This window comes from Zhongshania aliphaticivorans, assembly GCF_001586255.1.
GTDB lineage: Bacteria > Pseudomonadota > Gammaproteobacteria > Pseudomonadales > Spongiibacteraceae > Spongiibacter > Spongiibacter aliphaticivorans.
This window is the reverse complement of sequence record NZ_CP014544.1, coordinates 837,501-858,288: the sequence shown is the minus strand read 5'-3', so window position 1 is coordinate 858,288 and position 20,788 is coordinate 837,501. Positions and strand designations below refer to the sequence as shown.

Annotated in this window: 14 protein-coding genes and 2 rRNA genes (1 of these 16 running past the window's edge); 7 read left to right on the top strand and 9 right to left on the bottom strand. The window is 49.3% G+C overall.

From position 1 onward, the window contains the following. Window positions 1-9: 9 nt before the first annotated feature. Complete coding sequence (locus AZF00_RS03760; RefSeq protein WP_008246014.1) at window positions 10-921, bottom strand: SDR family NAD(P)-dependent oxidoreductase; 912 nt, start codon at window positions 919-921, stop codon at window positions 10-12. 317 nt (window positions 922-1,238) lie between these two features. Here AZF00_RS03760 and AZF00_RS03755 point away from each other — a divergent pair, with 317 nt between their 5' ends. After that, on the top strand, window positions 1,239-2,090 hold the full coding sequence (locus tag AZF00_RS03755) for a MaoC/PaaZ C-terminal domain-containing protein (protein WP_008246012.1): 852 nt from the start codon (window positions 1,239-1,241) through the stop codon (window positions 2,088-2,090). Window positions 2,091-2,272: 182 nt separating this feature from the next. Here AZF00_RS03755 and AZF00_RS03750 read toward each other — a convergent pair whose 3' ends face one another. Both AZF00_RS03750 and AZF00_RS03745 read right to left on the bottom strand, forming a co-directional pair. After that, window positions 2,273-3,109 (bottom strand): helix-turn-helix domain-containing protein, encoded by an 837-nt coding sequence (locus tag AZF00_RS03750; RefSeq protein ID WP_008246009.1) that lies wholly within the window; start codon window positions 3,107-3,109, stop codon window positions 2,273-2,275. Window positions 3,110-3,288: 179 nt separating this feature from the next. After that, complete coding sequence (locus tag AZF00_RS03745) at window positions 3,289-3,966, bottom strand: TetR/AcrR family transcriptional regulator (RefSeq protein ID WP_008246007.1); 678 nt, start codon at window positions 3,964-3,966, stop codon at window positions 3,289-3,291. Window positions 3,967-4,092: 126 nt separating this feature from the next. Between AZF00_RS03745 and AZF00_RS03740 the strand changes: the two genes are divergently transcribed. From AZF00_RS03740 to AZF00_RS03725, 4 genes are all read left to right on the top strand, one after another. Further along, window positions 4,093-5,181, top strand: coding sequence for a TIGR03857 family LLM class F420-dependent oxidoreductase (locus AZF00_RS03740; protein WP_040802390.1), 1,089 nt, complete (start codon window positions 4,093-4,095; stop codon window positions 5,179-5,181). A 9-nt stretch (window positions 5,182-5,190) separates the two neighbouring features. Then, window positions 5,191-6,255 carry a phosphotransferase family protein gene (locus AZF00_RS03735; RefSeq protein ID WP_008246002.1) on the top strand — a complete coding sequence of 355 codons (1,065 nt, stop codon included), beginning with the start codon at window positions 5,191-5,193 and terminating at the stop codon, window positions 6,253-6,255. A 129-nt stretch (window positions 6,256-6,384) separates the two neighbouring features. Beyond that, window positions 6,385-6,801, top strand: coding sequence for a cupredoxin domain-containing protein (locus AZF00_RS03730; protein ID WP_008246001.1), 417 nt, complete (start codon window positions 6,385-6,387; stop codon window positions 6,799-6,801). A gap of 160 nt (window positions 6,802-6,961) precedes the next feature. Beyond that, a complete protein-coding gene (locus tag AZF00_RS03725; protein WP_008246000.1) occupies window positions 6,962-8,908 on the top strand; it encodes an acyl-CoA synthetase in 1,947 nt (648 codons plus the stop codon). A gap of 22 nt (window positions 8,909-8,930) precedes the next feature. Here AZF00_RS03725 and AZF00_RS03720 read toward each other — a convergent pair whose 3' ends face one another. Then, on the bottom strand, window positions 8,931-9,278 hold the full coding sequence (locus AZF00_RS03720; RefSeq protein WP_231856186.1) for a hypothetical protein: 348 nt from the start codon (window positions 9,276-9,278) through the stop codon (window positions 8,931-8,933). A gap of 41 nt (window positions 9,279-9,319) precedes the next feature. Beyond that, complete coding sequence (locus tag AZF00_RS03715) at window positions 9,320-9,754, bottom strand: OsmC family protein (RefSeq protein ID WP_008245995.1); 435 nt, start codon at window positions 9,752-9,754, stop codon at window positions 9,320-9,322. Window positions 9,755-9,984: 230 nt separating this feature from the next. On the opposite strand from AZF00_RS03715, the gene AZF00_RS03710 reads away from it, so the two are divergent. Beyond that, complete coding sequence (locus AZF00_RS03710; RefSeq protein WP_040802387.1) at window positions 9,985-11,139, top strand: tetratricopeptide repeat protein; 1,155 nt, start codon at window positions 9,985-9,987, stop codon at window positions 11,137-11,139. Window positions 11,140-11,190: 51 nt separating this feature from the next. On the opposite strand, the gene AZF00_RS03705 is transcribed toward AZF00_RS03710, so the two are convergent. Next, the gene (locus AZF00_RS03705; protein ID WP_008245993.1) at window positions 11,191-13,833 is read right to left on the bottom strand and encodes a TonB-dependent receptor domain-containing protein; all 2,643 of its coding nucleotides are present in this window, start codon (window positions 13,831-13,833) and stop codon (window positions 11,191-11,193) included. Between the two features lie 124 nt (window positions 13,834-13,957). Then, the gene (locus AZF00_RS03700; protein ID WP_008245981.1) at window positions 13,958-15,649 is read right to left on the bottom strand and encodes a beta-helix domain-containing protein; all 1,692 of its coding nucleotides are present in this window, start codon (window positions 15,647-15,649) and stop codon (window positions 13,958-13,960) included. A 280-nt stretch (window positions 15,650-15,929) separates the two neighbouring features. Here AZF00_RS03700 and AZF00_RS03695 point away from each other — a divergent pair, with 280 nt between their 5' ends. Then, window positions 15,930-17,396, top strand: a complete 1,467-nt coding sequence (locus tag AZF00_RS03695; RefSeq protein ID WP_008245980.1) for an NAD-dependent succinate-semialdehyde dehydrogenase — start codon at window positions 15,930-15,932, stop codon at window positions 17,394-17,396. Between the two features lie 456 nt (window positions 17,397-17,852). On the opposite strand, the gene rrf is transcribed toward AZF00_RS03695, so the two are convergent. Both rrf and AZF00_RS03685 read right to left on the bottom strand, forming a co-directional pair. Then, window positions 17,853-17,968 (bottom strand): 5S ribosomal RNA (rrf, locus tag AZF00_RS03690). 171 nt (window positions 17,969-18,139) lie between these two features. Beyond that, window positions 18,140-20,788, bottom strand: a 23S ribosomal RNA gene (locus tag AZF00_RS03685); it runs 251 nt beyond the window's last position.

Genomic DNA, 20,788 nt, shown 5'->3' with positions numbered 1-20,788 from the left:
GATTTTGGCCTACACTGGATCCCAGCTGAACACATCCATTGAACGCTCAAGGGGATAAAAATCACCTTCAAACATGGGAAACACGCGATCAATAATCGCCTCGGCACTGATACCGGCTTCGTCGCCAATATGAGCAGTGCGGATCGGCCGCGGCTGGCTGAACAAATACACCTCATTCGCCCGCGCGCCAAAAATCTGACCACTTACATGGGCACCTTCATCGGAAATAAGTGCGCAAATCAATGGCGCTACTTTTTTCGGCTCCATGCGCTCAATAACCTTCCAGCGCGCCTCGTCTTCTTCAGTTTCGCGGGGAATACCGTTCATCACCATTGGCGTCATTGCAAACGGTGCCACACAGTTAGAACGCACATTAAAGCGCTGCATATCGAGGGCTACCGACTTAGACAGACCAACCAAGCCCATTTTGCCCGCGGCGTAATTTGCCTGACCGAAATTACCAACCAAGCCCGAGGTCGACGTCATATGTACCATTGCGCCACTGCCCTGCTCTTTCATAAACGGTGCGACTGCACGCGCCGTGTTGAAGCAGCCCTTGAGATTGACCTGAATAGAAAGATCCCACTCTTCTTCGGACATTTTGTGAAAAATGCGATCGCGAAGAATACCGGCATTGTTAACTAGGCCATCCACCCGGCCCCAAGCCTCTATGGCGATATTGACCAAATTCACGGCCTCGGCCATCAAGCCAATATTATCGGTAGACGAAACAGCTTCACCGCCCGCCTTGCGAATGCTCTCGGCAACCAGCTCGGCAATTGCCACGCCGTTGTCGTCTTTGGCCAAGTCATTAACCACCACTTTGGCACCTTGCAATGCACAGTATTCGGCAATGCACTGCCCCACTCCGCGGCCTGCACCGGTAACAATAACGACCTTATCCTTCAGTAAATCTGGCATATTCACTCCCACGCTGACTATCTTTCCCCAGCGAATACCGCGCTGGCAATTTAACAGGCATTAGATTATATTGCTAATAGTTCACTAGCTTACAATATGATGGGTAAGACTGTCCAGCGCTAACAGTATTTGTGTGGTGGGCTAATTAGGTCTACACAGCCCTAGCTTATTCGGCAAGGTGAGGAATCAAAATCCAACTATGATTCGCATACAAACTAAAGATAAAGCATTAAATAGACACTACAATCTTTCGCACCCCCCAGAAATTGCACTGCAAACTCAGCGTAAGCTTTACCGCTAAACAAAGAGGCACTGACATGAATCTTGACGCCCTACTGGCACACAAGTTTGAAGCAAAAACAGTTACATACGACGAGCGAGACACCATGCTCTACGCCTTAAGTTTAGGCGCCGGAAGCTCGCCCCATGAAGAAGTGGACTTAAATTTTGTCTACGAAAAAAATTTACTGGCCCTACCCACCATCTCGGCGGCTTTAGCACACCCCGGCGCATGGATGACCGATCCCAAATTTGATATCAACTTGGTCAAGCTTCTCCATGTCGAACAGCGCACCAGGTTTTATCAAGCCATCGCACCAAGCGGGACAATAAAGGCGGAATACCGCGTTTCTGCCATCGTCGACAAAGGCGCAGCCAAGGGCGCGCTTATGTATTTTGACAAAGACCTATATAACGCCATTAACAATGAACTACTCTGCACGGTAAAGTCCTGCTATTTACTACGCGACGACGGCGGCTGTGGCGAGTTTGGCACGCCACCCGCTCCCCTGGCGCCAACACCAAGCGGCACTCCAGATTACGTTGACGAACATAAAATTGATGACCGGGCCGCCTTATTTTACCGCCTCAATGGCGACCGCAACCCGCTACATATTGACCCTGCCATTGCCCAAAAAGCTGGCTTTGCAAAACCGATTATTCATGGGCTCTGCGTCTACGGCATATGCGGATTAACACTAACTAGGCAAATACTTAATGCCGACGTCAGCAGAATGGCCTCCTTAGCTCTGCGCTTCAGCGCACCCGCTTACCCTGGGGAAACGCTTCTTATCGAGGCTTGGCAGCTAGAGGGCGGCATCACTTTTCGCGCCACCGCCAAGGAGCGCAATCAAGTAGTGATCAATAATGGCTTCATCGACTTAAATTGACTCAAGCACTACAAATTATTGATGTGCCTCGGCACAACTTCTGGGGGAGAGGGGTATTTGTGAAAAATGTAAATGCCGCGTTCTCCCCCAAAATTCCTCAGAGCATTACCGTCCGGCTCAAGAGAATAGGCAGCGGCGCAGTTATGCGTCACGGCTTAACCTCGGCAATAACAAATCTGCTATTAATAAAATAATAAAGGGTGACTCAATTCCGCCCCACCCAAGGAAGAAAAATCGTAACTTTCGTCTTCTGGGTAGAGGGTAATAATACTGAGGTGGGGCTGAGACGCGAATGCACTTGGCCCCAAAGCCCCAGCCATGGTGCCTACACTAAAAAAGCGTTTCATTTCTCCGGCGATATTAATAGCCACCCTGAAACTCGCCATTGGCTCAGTATGTGCCGCGCGCTGCTGCCAATCAGCCGGCACACTCGGGTAGGCCTGCAATCGCGCTAACGCTTTTTCGGCATTGGCGTCACCGGTAAGCAGCGCGGATTGCTGGATCGACATCAAAATAGCCGACAAGGTATCAGCCCAATCGCCAGCGGCATCGTCCACCACCGCTTGAGCAAACAAAAAATCATAGAAATTACTCAGCGATGCCAACCCATCTGCATCAAGCAAATTTCCGTAAAAATTTACCCAGCCGCGATTCACCATAAGGATATTTGCCGAGCCATCGACAACCGATGCGGGATAGGGATCGAGCGTTCGCAGGTGCATCGTCATTGCCTTGCGCAACCATTTGAGCTCTGGTGCATTAAAATCAACCGGCTCCTCATTCGGCGCAAAGCCCGCCGCAATTAACAAATGATTTAAATCGCGCTTACCCAAACTTAACACCCGCGCAATATCAAGCACCATGGCTTCACTGGCACGGCTACTACCATTTTCTAATCTACTAATATGTCGTGGCGAACTACCTAAACGCCCCGCCAGTGCCTCTTGGCTTACACCATGTACGCCACGCCAAAATTTTAAGAATCGGCCAAATACTGATTTTGTATCCGTACTCTGCATTTGCAATTACGCTCACGTTTTCGCCGAATCATTTACACCGATTCAGCCACAATATTTTTAAATACAAATTCCTAATTCTTAGCAATTTGCGCAGATTCACTTTGCACCAGGATTACACGAGTTCAGCAAGTACCCAATAATACAATTGCGCATTAGCGAGATTAATGGATTAAAGGCTTTCATACAGCTTGCTCAAGCAATGCTTTTAATCCCTCAACCGAACGATCCACGGTGGCTGACCAAAGTGGCTCAAGATCTTGCAGTGCCAGATGTGCCATAATCTGCGGATAAGCGGCCGCACTGTCAGCGGCGGATAAACGCTGAACCACTCTTGCTTCACTTGCATGAATTTCAAACACCGCAAAGCCCATTACCGCCCACAATAAGCCTTGCGCGTGCAAAACGGCCGATCCCATCGGCATACCCTGCTCCTGCAGCAGCGCAGTCACCGCGTCTATTTTACTCAGTGCCGCGGGCGCTGTACCTGCCAGTCCGATTAAAAATGGCAGGCCAGGGTGGGATTTTACTGCTCCGCGGAGGGAGTTCATCCAGCTTCGCAACTGCTGGTCCCATTCCAAATCAGTATTTAATGATAGTTCCAGCGCGGCCAGCGCCTGCTCAGCCAAAACCTCAAACAACGCCTCTTTACTCGGAAAGTACGTGTACAAATTTCCCGGCACAGTATCTAAGCGTTTAGCGAGCTGGCGCAGCGAGAAAGACTCCCCACCATTTTGCTGTAACAGCGCCATTGCCGCGTCGAGAACCTGCTCTCTAGATAGCCGCGCCGGGCGACCTGCGGCCGCATCGACAGACGATTTTCTCGATTTAGCGCCTAAATTCAAACCACCTTCTGACATTTAATGCCCCCAAATCTTGACATAATGAACACTGTTCATTTAAATTACTGATCACCGTTCACTAATTATACTGTTAAGCGGACAAAAACCCCAAAAAGAACACCGCAATCACTCTCGGATATAGTCATGACCACAGCAAGCCATCTTTCAGAATTCCCCGAACTCGGCTTTTATACGCTACCGGGACACACAGAGAACCCCGCCGACATGTTAAGCGAGGTTCGCCAGGCCGAAGCCTTAGGCCTGGGCTCAGCGTGGATATCCGAGCGTTTTGACGTAAAGGAAGTCGCCGCGCTGGCAGGCGCCGCTGGCGCAGTAAGCAACAAGTTATTTATCGGCAGCGGCGCGACCAATATCAATTCTCGCCACCCCATGCTCACTGCCTCTATGGCGACGACACTGCATCGGCTCACTCAAGGCCGCTTCGCACTCGGCGTGGCCAGGGGCGTAGGCATTCGCTACGACTTAATGGGCATGGAGAAAATGAGCAACGCACACCTCTCTGAGTTTGCCGGATTAATGCGCCAGCTATGGCAGGGTGAGCGCGTTAGCCACAACGGCAAGCTCGGTCACTTTCCCTATCTGCACATGAGCGAGTGGATGAATGAAGATATTCCCCTGATGTTTGTTGGCTTTGGCCCCAAAAGCCTCAAGTTTGCCGGCAGTCTATTTGACGGTGTTATTCTCCATACCTTTTTATCTGACGACGCACTCAAACGCGCGGTTGCCCATGTTCGTGAAGGGGCTGAAGCGGCGGGCCGCGACCCCCACTCGGTAAAGGTATGGAGCGTACTGGCCACCGCCTGCGATGCCGACGAAGCTACCTACCTAAAATATATCGTCGCGCGTATGGCGACGTATCTGCAGGCGCCCCACTACGGCGAGCTACTGGTTAATACCAATGGCTGGGATCTGGCCGTGTTAGAGCGCTTCCGCGCTGACGAAGTCGTCAGCGCCATGCCCGGCGGAATAGACAGTGTCGCGACGATCGACCAGCTTAAACACATCCGCACACTGCTCCCTGAGTCATGGCTACCTGCCGCAGTAGGAAGCCCCAAAGTCTGCGCACAACGCTTCCAGGATCAGTTTAATGCCGGCGCTGACGGCGTCATTATTCATGCCAGTACACCAAGTGAATTCGCGCCGGTGCTGGATGCCTACCGAGTTATCCGCGATACCGCACGCTTTGCTGATCGCACCAACCGTCCCTGCTGAGATACGCCAATGACTCAAGAATTGCGCCCCACCCCAAGCCTCGACGCGCCTGACACGGTTCGCCTTAGCCTACAGGACTGGCTGACAGAATCTGTTTACCCCAACCGCAAGCTTATTATTCCGGCGATAGTCATCCCCGAAAATACCGGGATGTCGAACATCACACTGTTATTCGATTGCGTGCTCGATGACCAAGAAACGATGCCCATGGTAGCGCGCCTGCAAGCTCAGGGTGACAAGCTCGCGTTCCCTGAGTACAACCTGCCTATGCAGTACGCAGCAATGGAGGCCCTAGGCAAAATATCGGGCTTACAGCTTCCCCAACTCGTCGCACAGGAGCCGAGTGGCGAGATTTTAGGGACGCCGTTTTATATCATGCAGCGCTGCGACGGCCGCATTCCGCCAGATATGCCTCCCTACCATATGGACGGCTGGCTATTAGACGCAAGTCCCGCCGACCGTAAAGCACTATGGAACAGCGCGATCAGTATGATCGCTACTCTACACGCCCAAGATCCAACGGCAGCGCCCCTAGCCGGTTTCGTCCAGCAGTATAACTTCCCTAAATCTCTCGATGAGCAGCTGCGTTACTGGGAGCATTATATGGCCTGGGGGTTGGAAGGCGCGCACAACGAGGCCTGCGAACAAGCCTTGGCATGGCTGCGCCAGCATCAACCCGAGGAGCAATGTCTGCGCCTATGCTGGGGTGACTCGCGAATGGCTAATGTGATATTTGACCCCACCAAAAATGAAATCGCGGCACTACTCGACTGGGAAATGCTCTGTATGGGCGATCCTTTGCAAGACATTGCGTGGTGGATTTTTATGGATGAAGTATTCAGTCACGGCATTGGCATACCGCGACTTGAGGGCTTCCCCGACATTGATACCAGCACGCAATTATGGTCTACACTCAGCGGGCATAAGTACGACAAGCTACATTACTATCGCGTGTACGCGGGCATGCGTATTTCATTGATTCTTGCGCGGATGTCACTGGCAACCGACGGCAGCATGGTCGAAGACAGCTTTGCCAGCCAATACACGCTTAAAGTAATGTCGGAAAAGAACTAGGCTGGTATCATTTATTAGCCAGCGTGCTTAGCACGCAAAACGCGGCAATATTGACGAGCGCAGTAATCTATCCCGACCATTGTTGAGTAAACGCTGCGCTAGCCGCCAAACATTAAGACGGAGATGGGCATGAATTATCGACCACTGATTTTTATTCTCATTTCCGCTGTCGCGTTAACGGCGCTATTTGTCGCATTAAAGCCCGCTCCGGGACCATCAATCCAACAAGAACCCACTGCAAACGCGGGAACGACAACCGCTGTGCCAGAAAAATCAGCACACAGGTTTGAACTTGTCATTGAGGGCGGCGCACTGACTTCTGGCCCCCGCCGCATCGAAGTTTCGCAAGGCAGCGCGGTCGAACTTGAGGTCAGCACCGATCACGCAGACGAATTACACCTCCACGGCTATGACCTAAAATTGCAACTCACCGCCGGTGAGTCGGCCACACTAACCTTTAGAGCAGATCACTCGGGCCGTTTTGGCCTTGAACTACATCATAGCCACGGCGAAATTGCCACACTGGAAGTCATGCCTACACCCTAATATTCAATTCATAATCATCAAAATACTGGACTCAAATAAAGTTCTAAATGGTGTTCCGCACGCCACAAGGAACCGCTAAGCGATATGCCGCCAGCGTCACACTCAAAAGCGCTAAAATTTGATGAGCGCCACATCACAAGGCCACCACAGAGATTGCAATATGAGCAGTATTATCAAACAAGTAGATATTGAGCAGCTTGAAGCTGAGGGTCTTCCCGATAATTTAGCGAACAGCAGCTACGAATTGATCCAGCGCGGCGCCGCCATCAATCCAAATGCGCCGGCTCTCACCTTCTTCCTTAACGGCAATAACCACCGCAACACCGATACCTGGACCTACCAGCAACTGCTCGGTCAAATTACCCAGTGTGCTAATTTTTTTCATGAGCTGGGCGCCAACAAAGACACGGTTATTGCCTTTATTTTACCTAATTTACCAGAAACCCATTTTGTGATTTGGGGCGGTCAGGCGAGCGGTATTATCGCGGCAATTAACCCTCTACTTGAAACCGAGGCCATTAGCGATTTGCTCGACACCGCGAACGCCGAAATTTTGGTGACACTTGCTCCCTTTCCCGGCACAGACCTTTGGCCTAAGGTTCAGCCAGCACTTGCTAAGTTACCAAAACTAAAACATCTAGTGCTGGTCAATCTCGCAGACCGAGTACAGGGCTTAAAAAAGCCAATCGCAAAACTGCTCGCCAAACGTGAGGAATGGCGATTACATGGATTAGCAGGCATTGCAGCTGCGTTACCAAGCAATATCAAAACGCATTATCTTCAATCCGGATTGGCTCGCCAGCCCAGCGATCACTTGCTTAGTCAACGCATTATTGACCCACAAGATTACTCCTCTTATTTCTGTACCGGCGGCACCACCGGCCTGCCCAAAATCGCAATGCGCAAGCATTGTAATGAGGTAGCGAATGTTTGGAGCTCAGCGCAATTTTTAGGCGATGGCATCGGCCCCGGCAAAAACGTGTTTTGCGGTTTACCGCTGTTTCACGTCAACGCAGTCCAAGTCACCGGACTACTCCCCTTCTCGAACGGAGCCCACGTGATACTAGGCAGCCCGCAAGGCTATCGCGGAGAAGGCGTCGTTAGCAATTTTTGGGATATTGTCGAACACCATCGCGTGCATTTTTTCAGTGGCGTGCCCACGCTCTATGCCGCGTTAATGCAAATTCCAACTGGCAAACACGATATTAGTAGCCTCGAGTTTGGCCTTTGTGGTGCAGCACCCATGCCTAAAGAGGTCTTTAAGAACTTTCAGGAGCGTACAGGACTAAAAATTCTTGAGGGTTACGGGCTCACTGAAGGCACATGCGTCAGCAGTGTAAATCCGCCCCTAGGAGAACGTCGCCTTGGATCCATCGGTTTACGTATTCCCGGTCAATTGATGAAAGCCGTTCTTCTTGACGAAGAAAGCGGAGCCTACCTGGGTGATTGTACCGTCGACGAAATAGGCGCATTGATTATATCTGGCCCTAATGTATTTGCTGGCTACACTGTAGAAGAGCAAAATCGCAACATATGGGTAGACACTGGCGATGGTCGTAAATGGCTAAATACCGGCGACCTCGGCCGCCAAGATGCCGAGGGCTATTTTTGGCTCACTGGCCGGAAAAAAGAACTTATCATCCGCGGTGGCCACAATATCGACCCCCTCACGATTGAGGCCCCCTTACATCAACATCCCGCAGTTGAAATTGCCGCCGCCGTCGGTAGGCCCGACCAATACGCCGGAGAACTCCCCGTTGCCTACGTTCAGTTAAAAGCGCAACAATCAGTGACTGAAGCCGAGCTAATGCTGTTTTGTCAAAACAATATTTCGGAGCGGGCCGCGCAACCAAAATTTATCCGTATTATCGACGCCATGCCACTAACCGGCGTTGGCAAAATATTTAAACCTACGCTTAAAAAGATGGAAATGATCAGCGTCATTACTGAACAGCTGCAAGACGCAGGTATAGACCTACGCGACATTAGCATTAACGACGAAAAGCTGCGCGGCACGGTTATCCGCATTAGTCTTGTCGACAGCTCTGCGCAAGCACAGGCTAAAGAAATTTTAGGTCACTATTCAATGACAATTGAATTTAATTAGAAAATCATTGGCAATCACCAAATTATGAATTCCTATGCCTAAAATAGAGCACCAACACCACAAACATCGCGCAGAGCGCAACGCCCACTAACAGCTCGTTTAATACTGGCGAAAAAACAAACAGGAAACCTTGCCCCTTAATGAGCGCAGAAAAACTGGACACAGCAAATGGCATCATAAACAAACGAGCCGTTTGCCATCGACTACCGCTAGCATCAACACTTAGCATTAAACCCAAGCCAATAATTGCGCTGATACCCAGCGCATTTATCCATATTTTAGGGGCGGGATCAAAATAAAAGTAGACTGTAGTCAAATACCAAATCAAGTAGCACCACAATACTATTTTTCCATTTTTGATCTTTGCCAAATACCGTCCTAGCGCCGTCATATAAAACTTACCCCAGCCTATTACTTACTTAGCACATTAATTTCTAAGCACTTTTTTGCCGACAGGGAATTACTCACAATACATATCTTCTCTGCCTTACGAAGCAGGGTTTCCGCTTTTGATCTACTCGCGGCATCCGCAACAAGCAACGTCACGGAAATCGTTATCTTAGTGAACAACATACTGCGCTCGACTTTATCTAGCTCACCTTTACTGTGACACTCAATAGATAGCCAGTCTAACTTAGCCAACTCCGCCACCGTTCGAAATGACAGAACAAAACAATTCGCCGCAGCCGCCATGAGCAACTCCTCAGGCGACCATTTATCGCCAGGGCCATCGAATTGGCTTGGCGCATTAACCGCCAATGCGGGTAAATGATCTGCAAAAACGTTTAAGGATCCCTGCGGATGCCCGCTTACGGTTACCGAGTAGTGATGTGGTAATTCATGCATGACTTATCCCCAGCGACATAGCAAATTGGTTTTAATAGGCAGGTCCGAAAAATACGTAGCCGTAAATACAAGATCAAAATAACAGTGTACTTATTGAAGCCCCGGCGCTGAATCGGCTACTTACCAATGCCTGCAGAAGATTAATAAGCTAAACAGCTCGCAGCATTTACTGACCCACCGTGGTAAATTACGCTTGTAACGTGGAATAATAAACAAAAGCGATGTATTTTATGAAAATAAAATCCCCCAGCTCAGCTATTGCCCTCGCCATTTTCATTAGCGAGCTAGGCAGCCTTGCAACTGGCTGTGCGAGCAAACAAAGCCAGCCGTCGATACAAATCGACCCGCCGCCAGCAAATGCAGTTGCAAACTTATTAGACGATGAAATAAACCCAATCAGCGCAAAATCCGCTTTTTCTCCGGAGGAAAACATTCTCGCTATTGACGCCGACATGCGCTATTTCGTCGAAGAAAATGTACCGGCCGCCTTAAACCCACGCGCCCGTTTAAGCTATCTTTTAGACGCCATGGTTCGCCCCTCACAGCTCGGCCTATCATACGACCCTGGGATCACATTTAACGCAACTGAGACCTTTTATGCGCGAAAGGGCAACTGCCTGTCGTTAAGCTCCTTATTCATTGCCTTGGCACGAGAGGCTAACCTCAACGCCTATTACAATGAAGTGACGATTCCGCCCAGCTGGGACATGGTTAGTGACAACAGCATGGTGTTTTATAAGCACATTAACGTCGTCGTCGATTTTGGCGAAGACGGACAGGAAATCGTTGATCTTAGTGTTGATAATTACGAGTATCACTACCCGCAACACCGACTCAGCGAACAAGAAGCGGCCGCCCAACATTACAATAATCGTGGTGCCGAGTTTCTTAACCAGGGCAAGAACGACGAAGCGATGCGCTATTTCCATAGAGCGCTCTATTTAGACCCGCAAGCCGGGCATATTTGGGGGAATTTAGGTACTTTATTTCGTCGACTTGGTCACCAGCAAGATGCAGAGTTAGCCTACCGACAGGCGCTAACCTTAAATATTAACGATCAAGTTGCTATTAGCAATCTAAGTCGCCTGTATCGTGAACAAGGTGATACCGGGAAAGCGCGTGAGCTTGAGAAAGTAGCGGAGGAATTCAGAAAGAAAAATCCATTTTGGCACTATACCCGTGCAAAAGCGGAGTATGAAAAAGGAGAGTATGCAAATGCTTTGCAAGCGATAAAGCACGCTATTGCACTCAGAAAGAATGAACACCGTTTTTACCGTTTTGCATCCTTGATCTATTTTCGACAGGGAAAGCGGGATTTGGCTGCCACCTACGCCGAAAAGGCTGCGAAGCTTAAAGTGGCATCGAGTGCCAATATCGAAAATTAAAAAAGAACGTCAAGCTGACGCTCTTTTTTAATTGAAAGCAGAATTTTAGAATTAGTATTTCCAGCTTAAATCAAGCCCAAAACTAGTGCCTACTTCCTGCTCTAAAATCACAACATTATGACCGCTACTATTCTTCTGCTCAAACTCTCGCTTGGCATTAAGCAAATTACCGAGCTTAACTTTGACAGAAATATTTTCAGTGGGGTAGTAATTATAAATAAGATCCAATGAACCGAAGGGCTGTTCAAAAGCGTCATCATTACCCGATGTACCAGCAAAGAAAATTCGTTCGCCGGAAACGTTATATAGCAACGATGCACTATGCTGTTCGTTCGGAGAATCATAACCCAAAGAAGCGTTCACCACATATTTAGAGTGCCCAGTAAGTCGACGGTCGGTATTGGTTACTTCATTATTGGTGGTTATGGTAATTTCAGAGTCGCTCAAGGTGACATTACCTGACAAAAACAAACCTGCGGGCAAGGTTTTCAGGCCCTCAAACTCAATCCCGTAGACTTCACCTGAATCACCGTTAATATAACGCAGCACCGTGTCGTCATCTGAGCCAGCCCCTTCAACTTGCTCAATAGGCAATTGCAAATCCTTATAAAAAAGTGACACGGTAAAATTATCGCCACCGTCGTAATAGAATTCACTACGCAGATCGTAGTTTCGCACCTCCGTGGACTTCAATCGAGGATTGCCAAATACGCGCACACTCAACTCCGGATCGATATACGCAACGTCGGCGAGTTCACGCAGATCGGGCCGCACGACAGTTTCACTCACACTAAAACGCAACTGAAACTCATTGGCAGCAAGTAGATCAACACCTGAATAGGTAAGTGCAATACTCGAATAGATATCATCATTCTGTACTGCAAAGGTCTGTTTAGGATCGTTAAGCGCATTGATTAGCTGCTGGTTAAATACCCCAGTAAAATCCAACAAGTTCACCGGTAAGACTGCTTGCTGATACTCTTCCCAACGTGCACCCGCAGTCAGTCGCCATTCTTCACTCACGCGGAAGTCTACTTCGCCAAAAACGGCTCCGATTTTCTGCGCGGCGACATAGCTTTCATTACCGAAACCCGAGCCCATAGAAATATCAAAGCTATTAGCGAGATTGGCAATACTCCCGTCGGAGAAAACACTGGCAGGTGTACCCACAGTCGACAATGTCCCCACATTGGCCGTGTAGCCATAATATTCCCGAGTTTTATCAGAATTCCACCATCCGCCTGACAAATTCAATTCCCGTCCTGAAAGATCTACAGGAAGAGAAAATTTCCCACCCCAACTTTCAACGCTGTCTTTCAGTGACAAAAACTCGAACTGACCGGACGACGAGGATTTTGATATATAAGGCGTTGGTTCAGCTGTATTTCGATCTAAAGAGCCAATAAAACTCGTTGCATTCGGAATATCAGTTGTGGCTTCTGCGTCAGAGTAAAACCAGTCGAGGCTGAGCATCTCCAAGGCCGTTAGTGGCGCGAAATTGCCCAAGCGGTGGCTACCTTTTATTTGACTTAAGACCAATTCACGCTCTTCCATGCGTGTCGCATAATTCCGATCTGGGCTATTGTCTACCACCGGATTATCATTGCTAAAGCTTGTGGTGATTCGCGCCTCATCGGAATCATTCTGAATATTATAATGACTCAACTGCACCGAGTGGTCTTGAGCGTACTCTGCACCAAGCACAAACGCCAACGTGGTGCGCTCCTCATGTACTGTGCGTTCTACCTCTGCAAAGTTGGTTTCTGGACTACCGATGCTGCGTTTGGTCTGATTTTTATTGCGATAATCTTCATCATAAGCACCGCTAATTGAGGCACCTAAAACCAGCTCGTCGGCTACATCCCAAGCATTTCCAAGATCAACTTTTATATCGCGATCTCGATCTAAACTACCCGGGGAAATAGCGACGTTACGGTTTAGCGACAGAATTAAATCCCGCTGAATACCCTCTGCTTGCTCACGCGTTACCGCGTTGCCAGAATCATTTTCAACATCGTATATATTAGTTTGTGACAAATCACCTTGATAACGACTTATGGCTGATCGCAATGCTCCAGGAAGCGCACTTGAGCCGCTATCAGGGTAGCTGAAGCCATCATCGCTCTCGCTATTAAAACCGGTACCGATACTAATCGCAGCAACAGGCCCCGATGGAACGTTACGGGTGCGGATATCAATTGCGCCGCCACCAAAGTTAGCGGGCAAATCCGGCCCCCAAGATTTCTGTACTTTCAGAGATTCAACAATACTCGCAGGAAATAAATCTAAAGGAATAACGCTCCGAGCTAAGTCTGGTGAAGGCACCGCCGCGCCATTAACAGTGACATTGCTGTAGCGCTCGCCTAAACCACGAATATAGATAAATTTATTGTCGATCAAGGTTACACCAGTCACGCGGCGAAGCGCGGAACCAACATCGCTATCACCCGCACGCGAGATTGCTTCAAACCCTAAAAAGTCAGCTGAATAAGGTAGCTCTAAACGTTCATCAACCAATGAAGCTGCAACACTTTGCAAGCGGCCGACTACAACCACTTCTTCTAAGGCAGATGGCGAAAATATATCGGCGTTACCGGTATCTGCTTCTTGAGCGATAACAGCGCCTGTAAAACTGCTGGTCACCAGCGCAACAGCCATTGCTAGCGGCGTCAGCGAAAATCGTGTAGTTAACATAATCATAATCCTAAGTGCTCTGAAAAATGCCCCTCTCTTGGGAGGGGCGTTCAAGCGCTATACTACCGATGGGCCGCCAGAAGCAAGCCCACCTCCCTAATAAATGAAGGGGTTTGAGAACGACTTAGGGATTCAGTGGCGCAGTCAAGCCAACTGTCCAGCCCGCCAACCAATCATCACCGGCATTCGCGCCACCGAGGTAGGTCGGCTTGGTGAAGAAACTTGCGTCTATAGTTGAGACATCAGTCAAGGCGCTAGCCTGGTCAAATACCGGCGTGCCAGCGCCATTAGTAATTGCTGCCGCCGTTTTATAACCGCGGGTACCCACGCCACCAACGATCAAGCTTTGAGCAGGAAGATCTGCACCAGTGATAATAACGTTGTTGGTGTTGTCGTTAGCCGGGGTATCTGCATTAATACCGCCACCAGCAAGCCAATTCACCAAGTCGAAACTGCCTTTGGTCGCACCACTTACTTTCGTTGCTTCGGTACATGCAATTACGTTACTGCTGGCTTTGCTTGTTTTGTCTTGAGCCGCATCAATAGTTTGTGGCCCCTCAGTATCATCCAACTCTAAACACTCTTGACTGGCCATGCCGGCCGCATTTGAGGTTACAATTGAGTTATACATTTGAAAGTGCACACCTTCCCGGAACAATGGGCCTTCAGAGTCGCCCTTCGAGGTCGCGTTAACACCCGTATTTTCCTTAATGCCCGATGTTACACAGGTCATATTGGAGATAATGAGATTCGTCTTGGGGGTGATGCCGTCGCCGCGATTAGAGCCAGTATTATCCCCTTCGATACAGCGGTTGGCTCCCGACGTGTGTACTACCACAGCGTATTGAATTTTACCGTTATAACCTTCCGAGTAATCGATTGAATCATCACCCGCATTAACGACAACAATGTGATCTAGATTGACCGCACCACCAAACATTTCAAAACCGTCGTCTTGAGTGGTGTAAGCCTGAACATGACTGATAATAGTCCCGCTACCAACACCGTTTAAAGTGACAGCATTCAACTCATTACCGTCGATAACTTCAAAACCAGCGTGTTTAACGACCACATATTTCAGTACACCTGAGCTTTCTGCATTGTTATTACCACCGTAAGTGGCTGGCTGCCCTTCTGCCTCTTGATTACAGTTATGAACATTGTTTGCGGTAGCAACAAAATCGCTCACCGCGCCAGTACCAGAGCCTGAAGCAGTACCGTCATGGCACTTGTTAGTCTTGCCGTTACCATTAATTTGCAAACCACCCCAAAGACCGCGGTCGTCTTCAGTGGCTACGCCATCGATGTCTTCATCTGCCGTAAAGGTGATTGGCGAGCCGGGGGTGCCTTCCGCAAAGATTTGCGAACCACGCGCTATACGCACATAACTTTCTGGACGCTTAAATACCATGGTGACACCGGCATCGATTGTTAACTTGGTGCCTTCACCTTCTTGTGGAATTAATGTGCCGGCAGCAGCAGCTTGCGCATCAACGTCATCACCTATAAACAAACTATCTGCAAATTCGTGAACACCAGCTATGGTCTGGAACTTCACCGTAGGAGCGGTAATTGGGTTAGCAGAGCTTACGAAGCTAGCAGGATAGAAACAGTCAGCACCAACAACCTGCCCCTGATAGGTCTGACCTGATTCAACATACGATGCACATGGGTTTGAACCACCACTACCACCGTTACTAGTACTATTATCAACACTATTATCGATATTAGTTGGGCTCAGATTAATATCGCCGCCACCACAAGCTGCAAGCAGTAGTGCTGATGACATTGCTGTCAGTGCAAATATTTTTTTCATATGAACTTATCTCCGGAACAGACTCTAAGGTTTTCTAGGATTGTATTAATGGGGCACATCTTAGGGAGATTTGGTGACAGATATATGAAGCAGGTATTTCAGTTATATGACAAACCAATAAGTTCAATATAAAGCGGACAATTCCGGATTTTAATTTAGCTGAATATTATTACGTATATAGTCCGCCTTACCCTACGTATCCCGCATCTACATTGAATACCTCGCTAGCTGGCAGTAGGATGTGCAATTGATCCTCAATCGACATAAATAGGTATTGGTTATGCAACTTCGCAACCCCAATCTTCTTAGAGGCGAATCTTATATTGCTGGTATTTGGCAGCAGGGCGAGGACCTTAAAACTTTTGCCGTTCAAAACCCGTCAACCGGCGAAACTATACTGAATGTCGCCGATTTAAATGATCAGGATGCCGAGCGAGCAATTGCTGCGGCCTACGCAGCCAAACCTTCTTGGGCAGCGCTAACCGTGAAAGAACGCGCTAAATTATTGCGTCGCTGGTTTGATCTCATCATGGAAAATCAAGACGATCTAGCGCTGATATTAACTACTGAACAAGGTAAACCTTTGGCTGAGGCCAAGGGTGAAATTGCCTATGGCGCCAGCTATATCGAATGGTTTGCCGAAGAAGCAAAGCGCGTCTATGGCGATATTATCGCGCCCCCCAACAGCAGCCAGCGTTTATTTGTTATTAAGCAGCCTATTGGTGTTGTAGCGTCCATAACCCCATGGAATTTTCCAAATGCCATGCTTGCCCGCAAAGCGGCTCCGGCACTCGCGGCCGGATGCACCTTTGTAGCCAAACCCGCACATGAAACCCCTTTATCTGCAATCGCATTGGCCGTTCTTGCCGAACAAGCGGGAATCCCTGCGGGCGTCTTTAATATAGTTTGTAGCAGCAGCGCACCCACCATCGGCAAAGTAATGACTAGCAGCCCCTTGGTCAGTAAATTAAGTTTTACAGGTTCGACCCAGGTAGGGAAAACATTACTAGAACAATGCGCTGGCACGGTTAAAAAGACCTCTATGGAGCTGGGGGGCAACGCGCCTTTTATTGTGTTCAACGATGCCAATCTCGATTTAGCGATAAAAGGCTTAATGAGCTCCAAATTTCGCAACGCGGGGCAAACCTGTGTTTGCACCAATCGCATCTACATACAACGTGACATACACGAGGCCTTTGCCGAAAAGCTCAGCACGGCGATGAAGGGCCTTCATACCGGTAATGGCAGCCGCACCGACGTTAACATCGGCCCGCTTATAACGACCAAGGCAGTCGCCAAGGTAACGTCACTCGTAGACGACGCCATCACCAAAGGTGCGACAGTGTTATATCAGGCAGAGGTGAATACTAACGCCGGAGATATAGACACCCACTTCTACCCCCCAACCCTAATTAGCGGCGTGACCAAAGATATGCAAATTAGCCGCGATGAAATATTCGGCCCTGTCGCTGCCATTTCCATTTTCGACACCGAAGAAGACGTACTTGCATCAGCCAACAACACGGAATTTGGCCTTGCCTCCTATTTCTACACCAGCGACATCAGCCGGGTATGGCGTTTTGGCGAAGCCCTGGAATACGGCATAGTGGGTATTAACGAAGGCTTGATCTCTAACGAGATGGCTCCCTTCGGCGGTATTAAAGAGTCGGGCTTTGGCCGTGAAGGCTCGAAGTACGGCATTGAGGACTATATGGAAATTAAGTATATGTGCCTTGGCGGGATTTGATCTTAACGCGGGAGACGGTGAACTCACCGTGCTCGGGAGATGCGTGACGGGAGACGGAAGACGCTAAAAACATAAAGCCCCAGCAGGGTTTCCTGCTGGGGCTTTTTTGTGGGTATGCGCAAGACTGGGAACCAAAGACTTGGTGTTGATTTTTTCTTTTGCGTCTTCCGTCTCCCGTCTAGCGTGGAGCTGTCTGGGGGTACTGCGGGTTATAAAAAAACTAAAAAACCAGCGTTGCAGTACTTAATAAAGTTTGGCGCGTAGTGATGACCTACTTTGTGTTGGAAGCAGTGCTTCCAATCGCTACGCGACGCCTTCGCTGCGCTACGTCGCACCAAACTCGTTCTTGCAGAACAGAGTTTGTCGCATGAGCCCGATATTTAGTGAGAGACGCTCCTCGCGTCCTAAATAAAAAACCCCGTCCAGCATAAGCTGAACGGGGTATTTTATTTAGAAGCCTGGCGATGACCTACTCTCGCATGGGGAAACCCCAAACTACCATCGGCGATGACACGTTTCACTTCTGAGTTCGGGATGGGATCAGGTGGTACCATGTCTCTATGGTCGCCAGGCAAACTGGCTTGGTTAAATGAGGTGTCTTACGTACTTTCGTACTGCGTCATTCAATCCAAATAAGGTGGTAAATAAGCTGATATAAACAAGTTTTCTCATGTGTGTAGCTCTCACTACACGCAACAATCCGCTGCAGTTTCTTCATTGTGACAACAAGACCACTTAATTATATGGTCAAGCCTCACGAGCAATTAGTACAGGTTAGCTCAATGCCTCGCAGCACTTACACACCCTGCCTATCAACGTCCTGGTCTTGAACGGCTCTTTAGGGGGCTCAAGGCCCCAGGGAGATCTAATCTTGGAAGAGGCTTCGCGCTTAGATGCTTTCAGCGCTTATCCCGTCCGAACGTAGCTACCGGGCAATGCATCTGGCGATACAACCCGAACACCAGAGGTTCGTCCACTTCGGTCCTCTCGTACTAGAAGCAGCTTTCCTCAAATCTCCAACGCCCACGGCAGATAGGGACCGAACTGTCTCACGACGTTCTGAACCCAGCTCGCGTACCACTTTAAATGGCGAACAGCCATACCCTTGGGACCGGCTTCAGCCCCAGGATGTGATGAGCCGACATCGAGGTGCCAAACACCGCCGTCGATGTGAACTCTTGGGCGGTATCAGCCTGTTATCCCCGGAGTACCTTTTATCCGTTGAGCGATGGCCCTTCCATACAGAACCACCGGATCACTATGACCTACTTTCGTACCTGCTCGACTTGTCAGTCTCGCAGTCAAGCGCGCTTATGCCATTACACTAACCGCATGATTTCCGACCATGCTTAGCGCACCTTCGTGCTCCTCCGTTACTCTTTGGGAGGAGACCGCCCCAGTCAAACTACCCACCACACAATGTCCTCGAACCAGATAATGGTCCAGAGTTAGAACCCCAACAGTACCAGGCTGGTATTTCAAGATTGGCTCCACCTAAGCTAGCGCCTAAGTTTCAAAGCCTCCCAGCTATCCTACACAAGTAATATCAGAGTCCACTGTGAAGCTATAGTAAAGGTTCACGGGGTCTTTCCGTCTAGCCGCGGGTATACGGCATCTTAACCGCAAATTCAATTTCACTGAGTCTCGGGTGGAGACAGCGTGGCCATCATTACGCCATTCGTGCAGGTCGGAACTTACCCGACAAGGAATTTCGCTACCTTAGGACCGTTATAGTTACGGCCGCCGTTTACCGGGGCTTCGATCAAGAGCTTCGCTTGCGCTAACCCCATCAATTAACCTTCCGGCACCGGGCAGGCGTCACACCGTATACGTCCACTTTCGTGTTTGCACAGTGCTATGTTTTTGATAAACAGTTGCAGCCACCTGGTCACTTCGACTCCCCTCAGCTTACGGAGCAAGTCCGATCACCAAAGGGAGCGTACCTTCTCCCGAAGTTACGGTACCATTTTGCCTAGTTCCTTCACCCGAGTTCTCTCAAGCGCCTTGGTATTCTCTACCTGACCACCTGTGTCGGTTTGGGGTACGGTTTGTTATAACCTGAAGCTTAGAAGCTTTTCTTGGAAGCATGGCATCAACGACTTCGTCCAAAAGAGGACTCGTATTCGCTTCTCAGCCTTAGGGAACCGGATTTGCCTAATCCCCCAGCCTACGAGCTTAAACGCGGACAACCATCGCCGCGATCGCCTAGCCTACTCCGTCCCTCCATCGCAGTTATAACAAGTACGGGAATATTAACCCGTTTTCCATCGACTACGCATTTCTGCCTCGCCTTAGGGGCCGACTAACCCTGTCCTGATTAACATGGGACAGGAAACCTTGGTCTTCCGGCGGGGGAGTTTTTCACTCCCCTTGTCGTTACTCATGTCAGCATTCGCACTTCTGATACCTCCAGCAAACCTCTCGATTCACCTTCGCAGGCTTACAGAACGCTCCTCTACCATGCGTGCAAGCACGCATCCGCAGCTTCGGTTACACATTTAGCCCCGTTATATCTTCCGCGCAGGCCGACTCGACTAGTGAGCTATTACGCTTTCTTTAAAGGGTGGCTGCTTCTAAGCCAACCTCCTAGCTGTCTAAGCCTTCCCACATCGTTTCCCACTTAATGTGTATTAGGGACCTTAGCTGGCGGTCTGGGTTGTTTCCCTCTTGACAACGGACGTTAGCACCCGCTGTCTGTCTGCCGTGATTGAACTCCTAGGTATTCGGAGTTTGCATGGGGTTGGTAAGTCGGGATGACCCCCTAGCCCAAACAGTGCTCTACCCCCTAGGGTTAGACACGACGCTCTACCTAAATAGATTTCGAGGAGAACCAGCTATCTCCGAGCTTGATTAGCCTTTCACTCCGATCCACAACTCATCCCCAAATTTTTCAACATTTGTGGGTTCGGTCCTCCAATGCCTGTTACGGCATCTTCAACCTGGCCATGGATAGATCGCCCGGTTTCGGGTCTAATGCCAGCAACTAATTCGCCCTATTAAGACTCGGTTTCCCTACGGCTCCCCTATACGGTTAACCTTGCTACTGACATTAAGTCGCTGACCCATTATACAAAAGGTACGCAGTCACAGAACAAGTCTGCTCCTACTGCTTGTACGCATACGGTTTCAGGATCTATTTCACTCCCCTCACAGGGGTTCTTTTCGCCTTTCCCTCACGGTACTGGTTCACTATCGGTCAATTGGTAGTATTTAGCCTTGGAGGATGGTCCCCCCATCTTCAGTCAAGATAACACGTGTCCCGACCTACTTATCGCAAGCTTAGTACCACAGATGTGTTTTCGTGTACGGGGCTATCACCCTGTATCGCCAGACTTTCCAGACTGTTCCACTAACACTTCTGCTATCACTTGCAGGCTGTTCCCCTTTCGCTC

Bases quoted from the DNA above. Each gene is read 5' to 3' on its own strand.
- AZF00_RS03705 (WP_008245993.1), bottom strand. From the start codon at position 13,833: ATGTTAACTACACGATTTTCGCTGACGCCGCTAGCAATGGCTGTTGCG.
- AZF00_RS03760 (WP_008246014.1), bottom strand. From the start codon at position 921: ATGCCAGATTTACTGAAGGATAAGGTCGTTATTGTTACCGGTGCAGGC.
- AZF00_RS03730 (WP_008246001.1), top strand. From the start codon at position 6,385: ATGAATTATCGACCACTGATTTTTATTCTCATTTCCGCTGTCGCGTTA.
- AZF00_RS03700 (WP_008245981.1), bottom strand. From the start codon at position 15,649: ATGAAAAAAATATTTGCACTGACAGCAATGTCATCAGCACTACTGCTT.
- AZF00_RS03745 (WP_008246007.1), bottom strand. From the start codon at position 3,966: ATGTCAGAAGGTGGTTTGAATTTAGGCGCTAAATCGAGAAAATCGTCT.
- AZF00_RS03710 (WP_040802387.1), top strand. From the start codon at position 9,985: ATGAAAATAAAATCCCCCAGCTCAGCTATTGCCCTCGCCATTTTCATT.
- AZF00_RS03740 (WP_040802390.1), top strand. From the start codon at position 4,093: ATGACCACAGCAAGCCATCTTTCAGAATTCCCCGAACTCGGCTTTTAT.
- AZF00_RS03695 (WP_008245980.1), top strand. From the start codon at position 15,930: ATGCAACTTCGCAACCCCAATCTTCTTAGAGGCGAATCTTATATTGCT.
- AZF00_RS03735 (WP_008246002.1), top strand. From the start codon at position 5,191: ATGACTCAAGAATTGCGCCCCACCCCAAGCCTCGACGCGCCTGACACG.
- AZF00_RS03715 (WP_008245995.1), bottom strand. From the start codon at position 9,754: ATGCATGAATTACCACATCACTACTCGGTAACCGTAAGCGGGCATCCG.
- AZF00_RS03755 (WP_008246012.1), top strand. From the start codon at position 1,239: ATGAATCTTGACGCCCTACTGGCACACAAGTTTGAAGCAAAAACAGTT.
- AZF00_RS03725 (WP_008246000.1), top strand. From the start codon at position 6,962: ATGAGCAGTATTATCAAACAAGTAGATATTGAGCAGCTTGAAGCTGAG.
- AZF00_RS03750 (WP_008246009.1), bottom strand. From the start codon at position 3,109: ATGCAGAGTACGGATACAAAATCAGTATTTGGCCGATTCTTAAAATTT.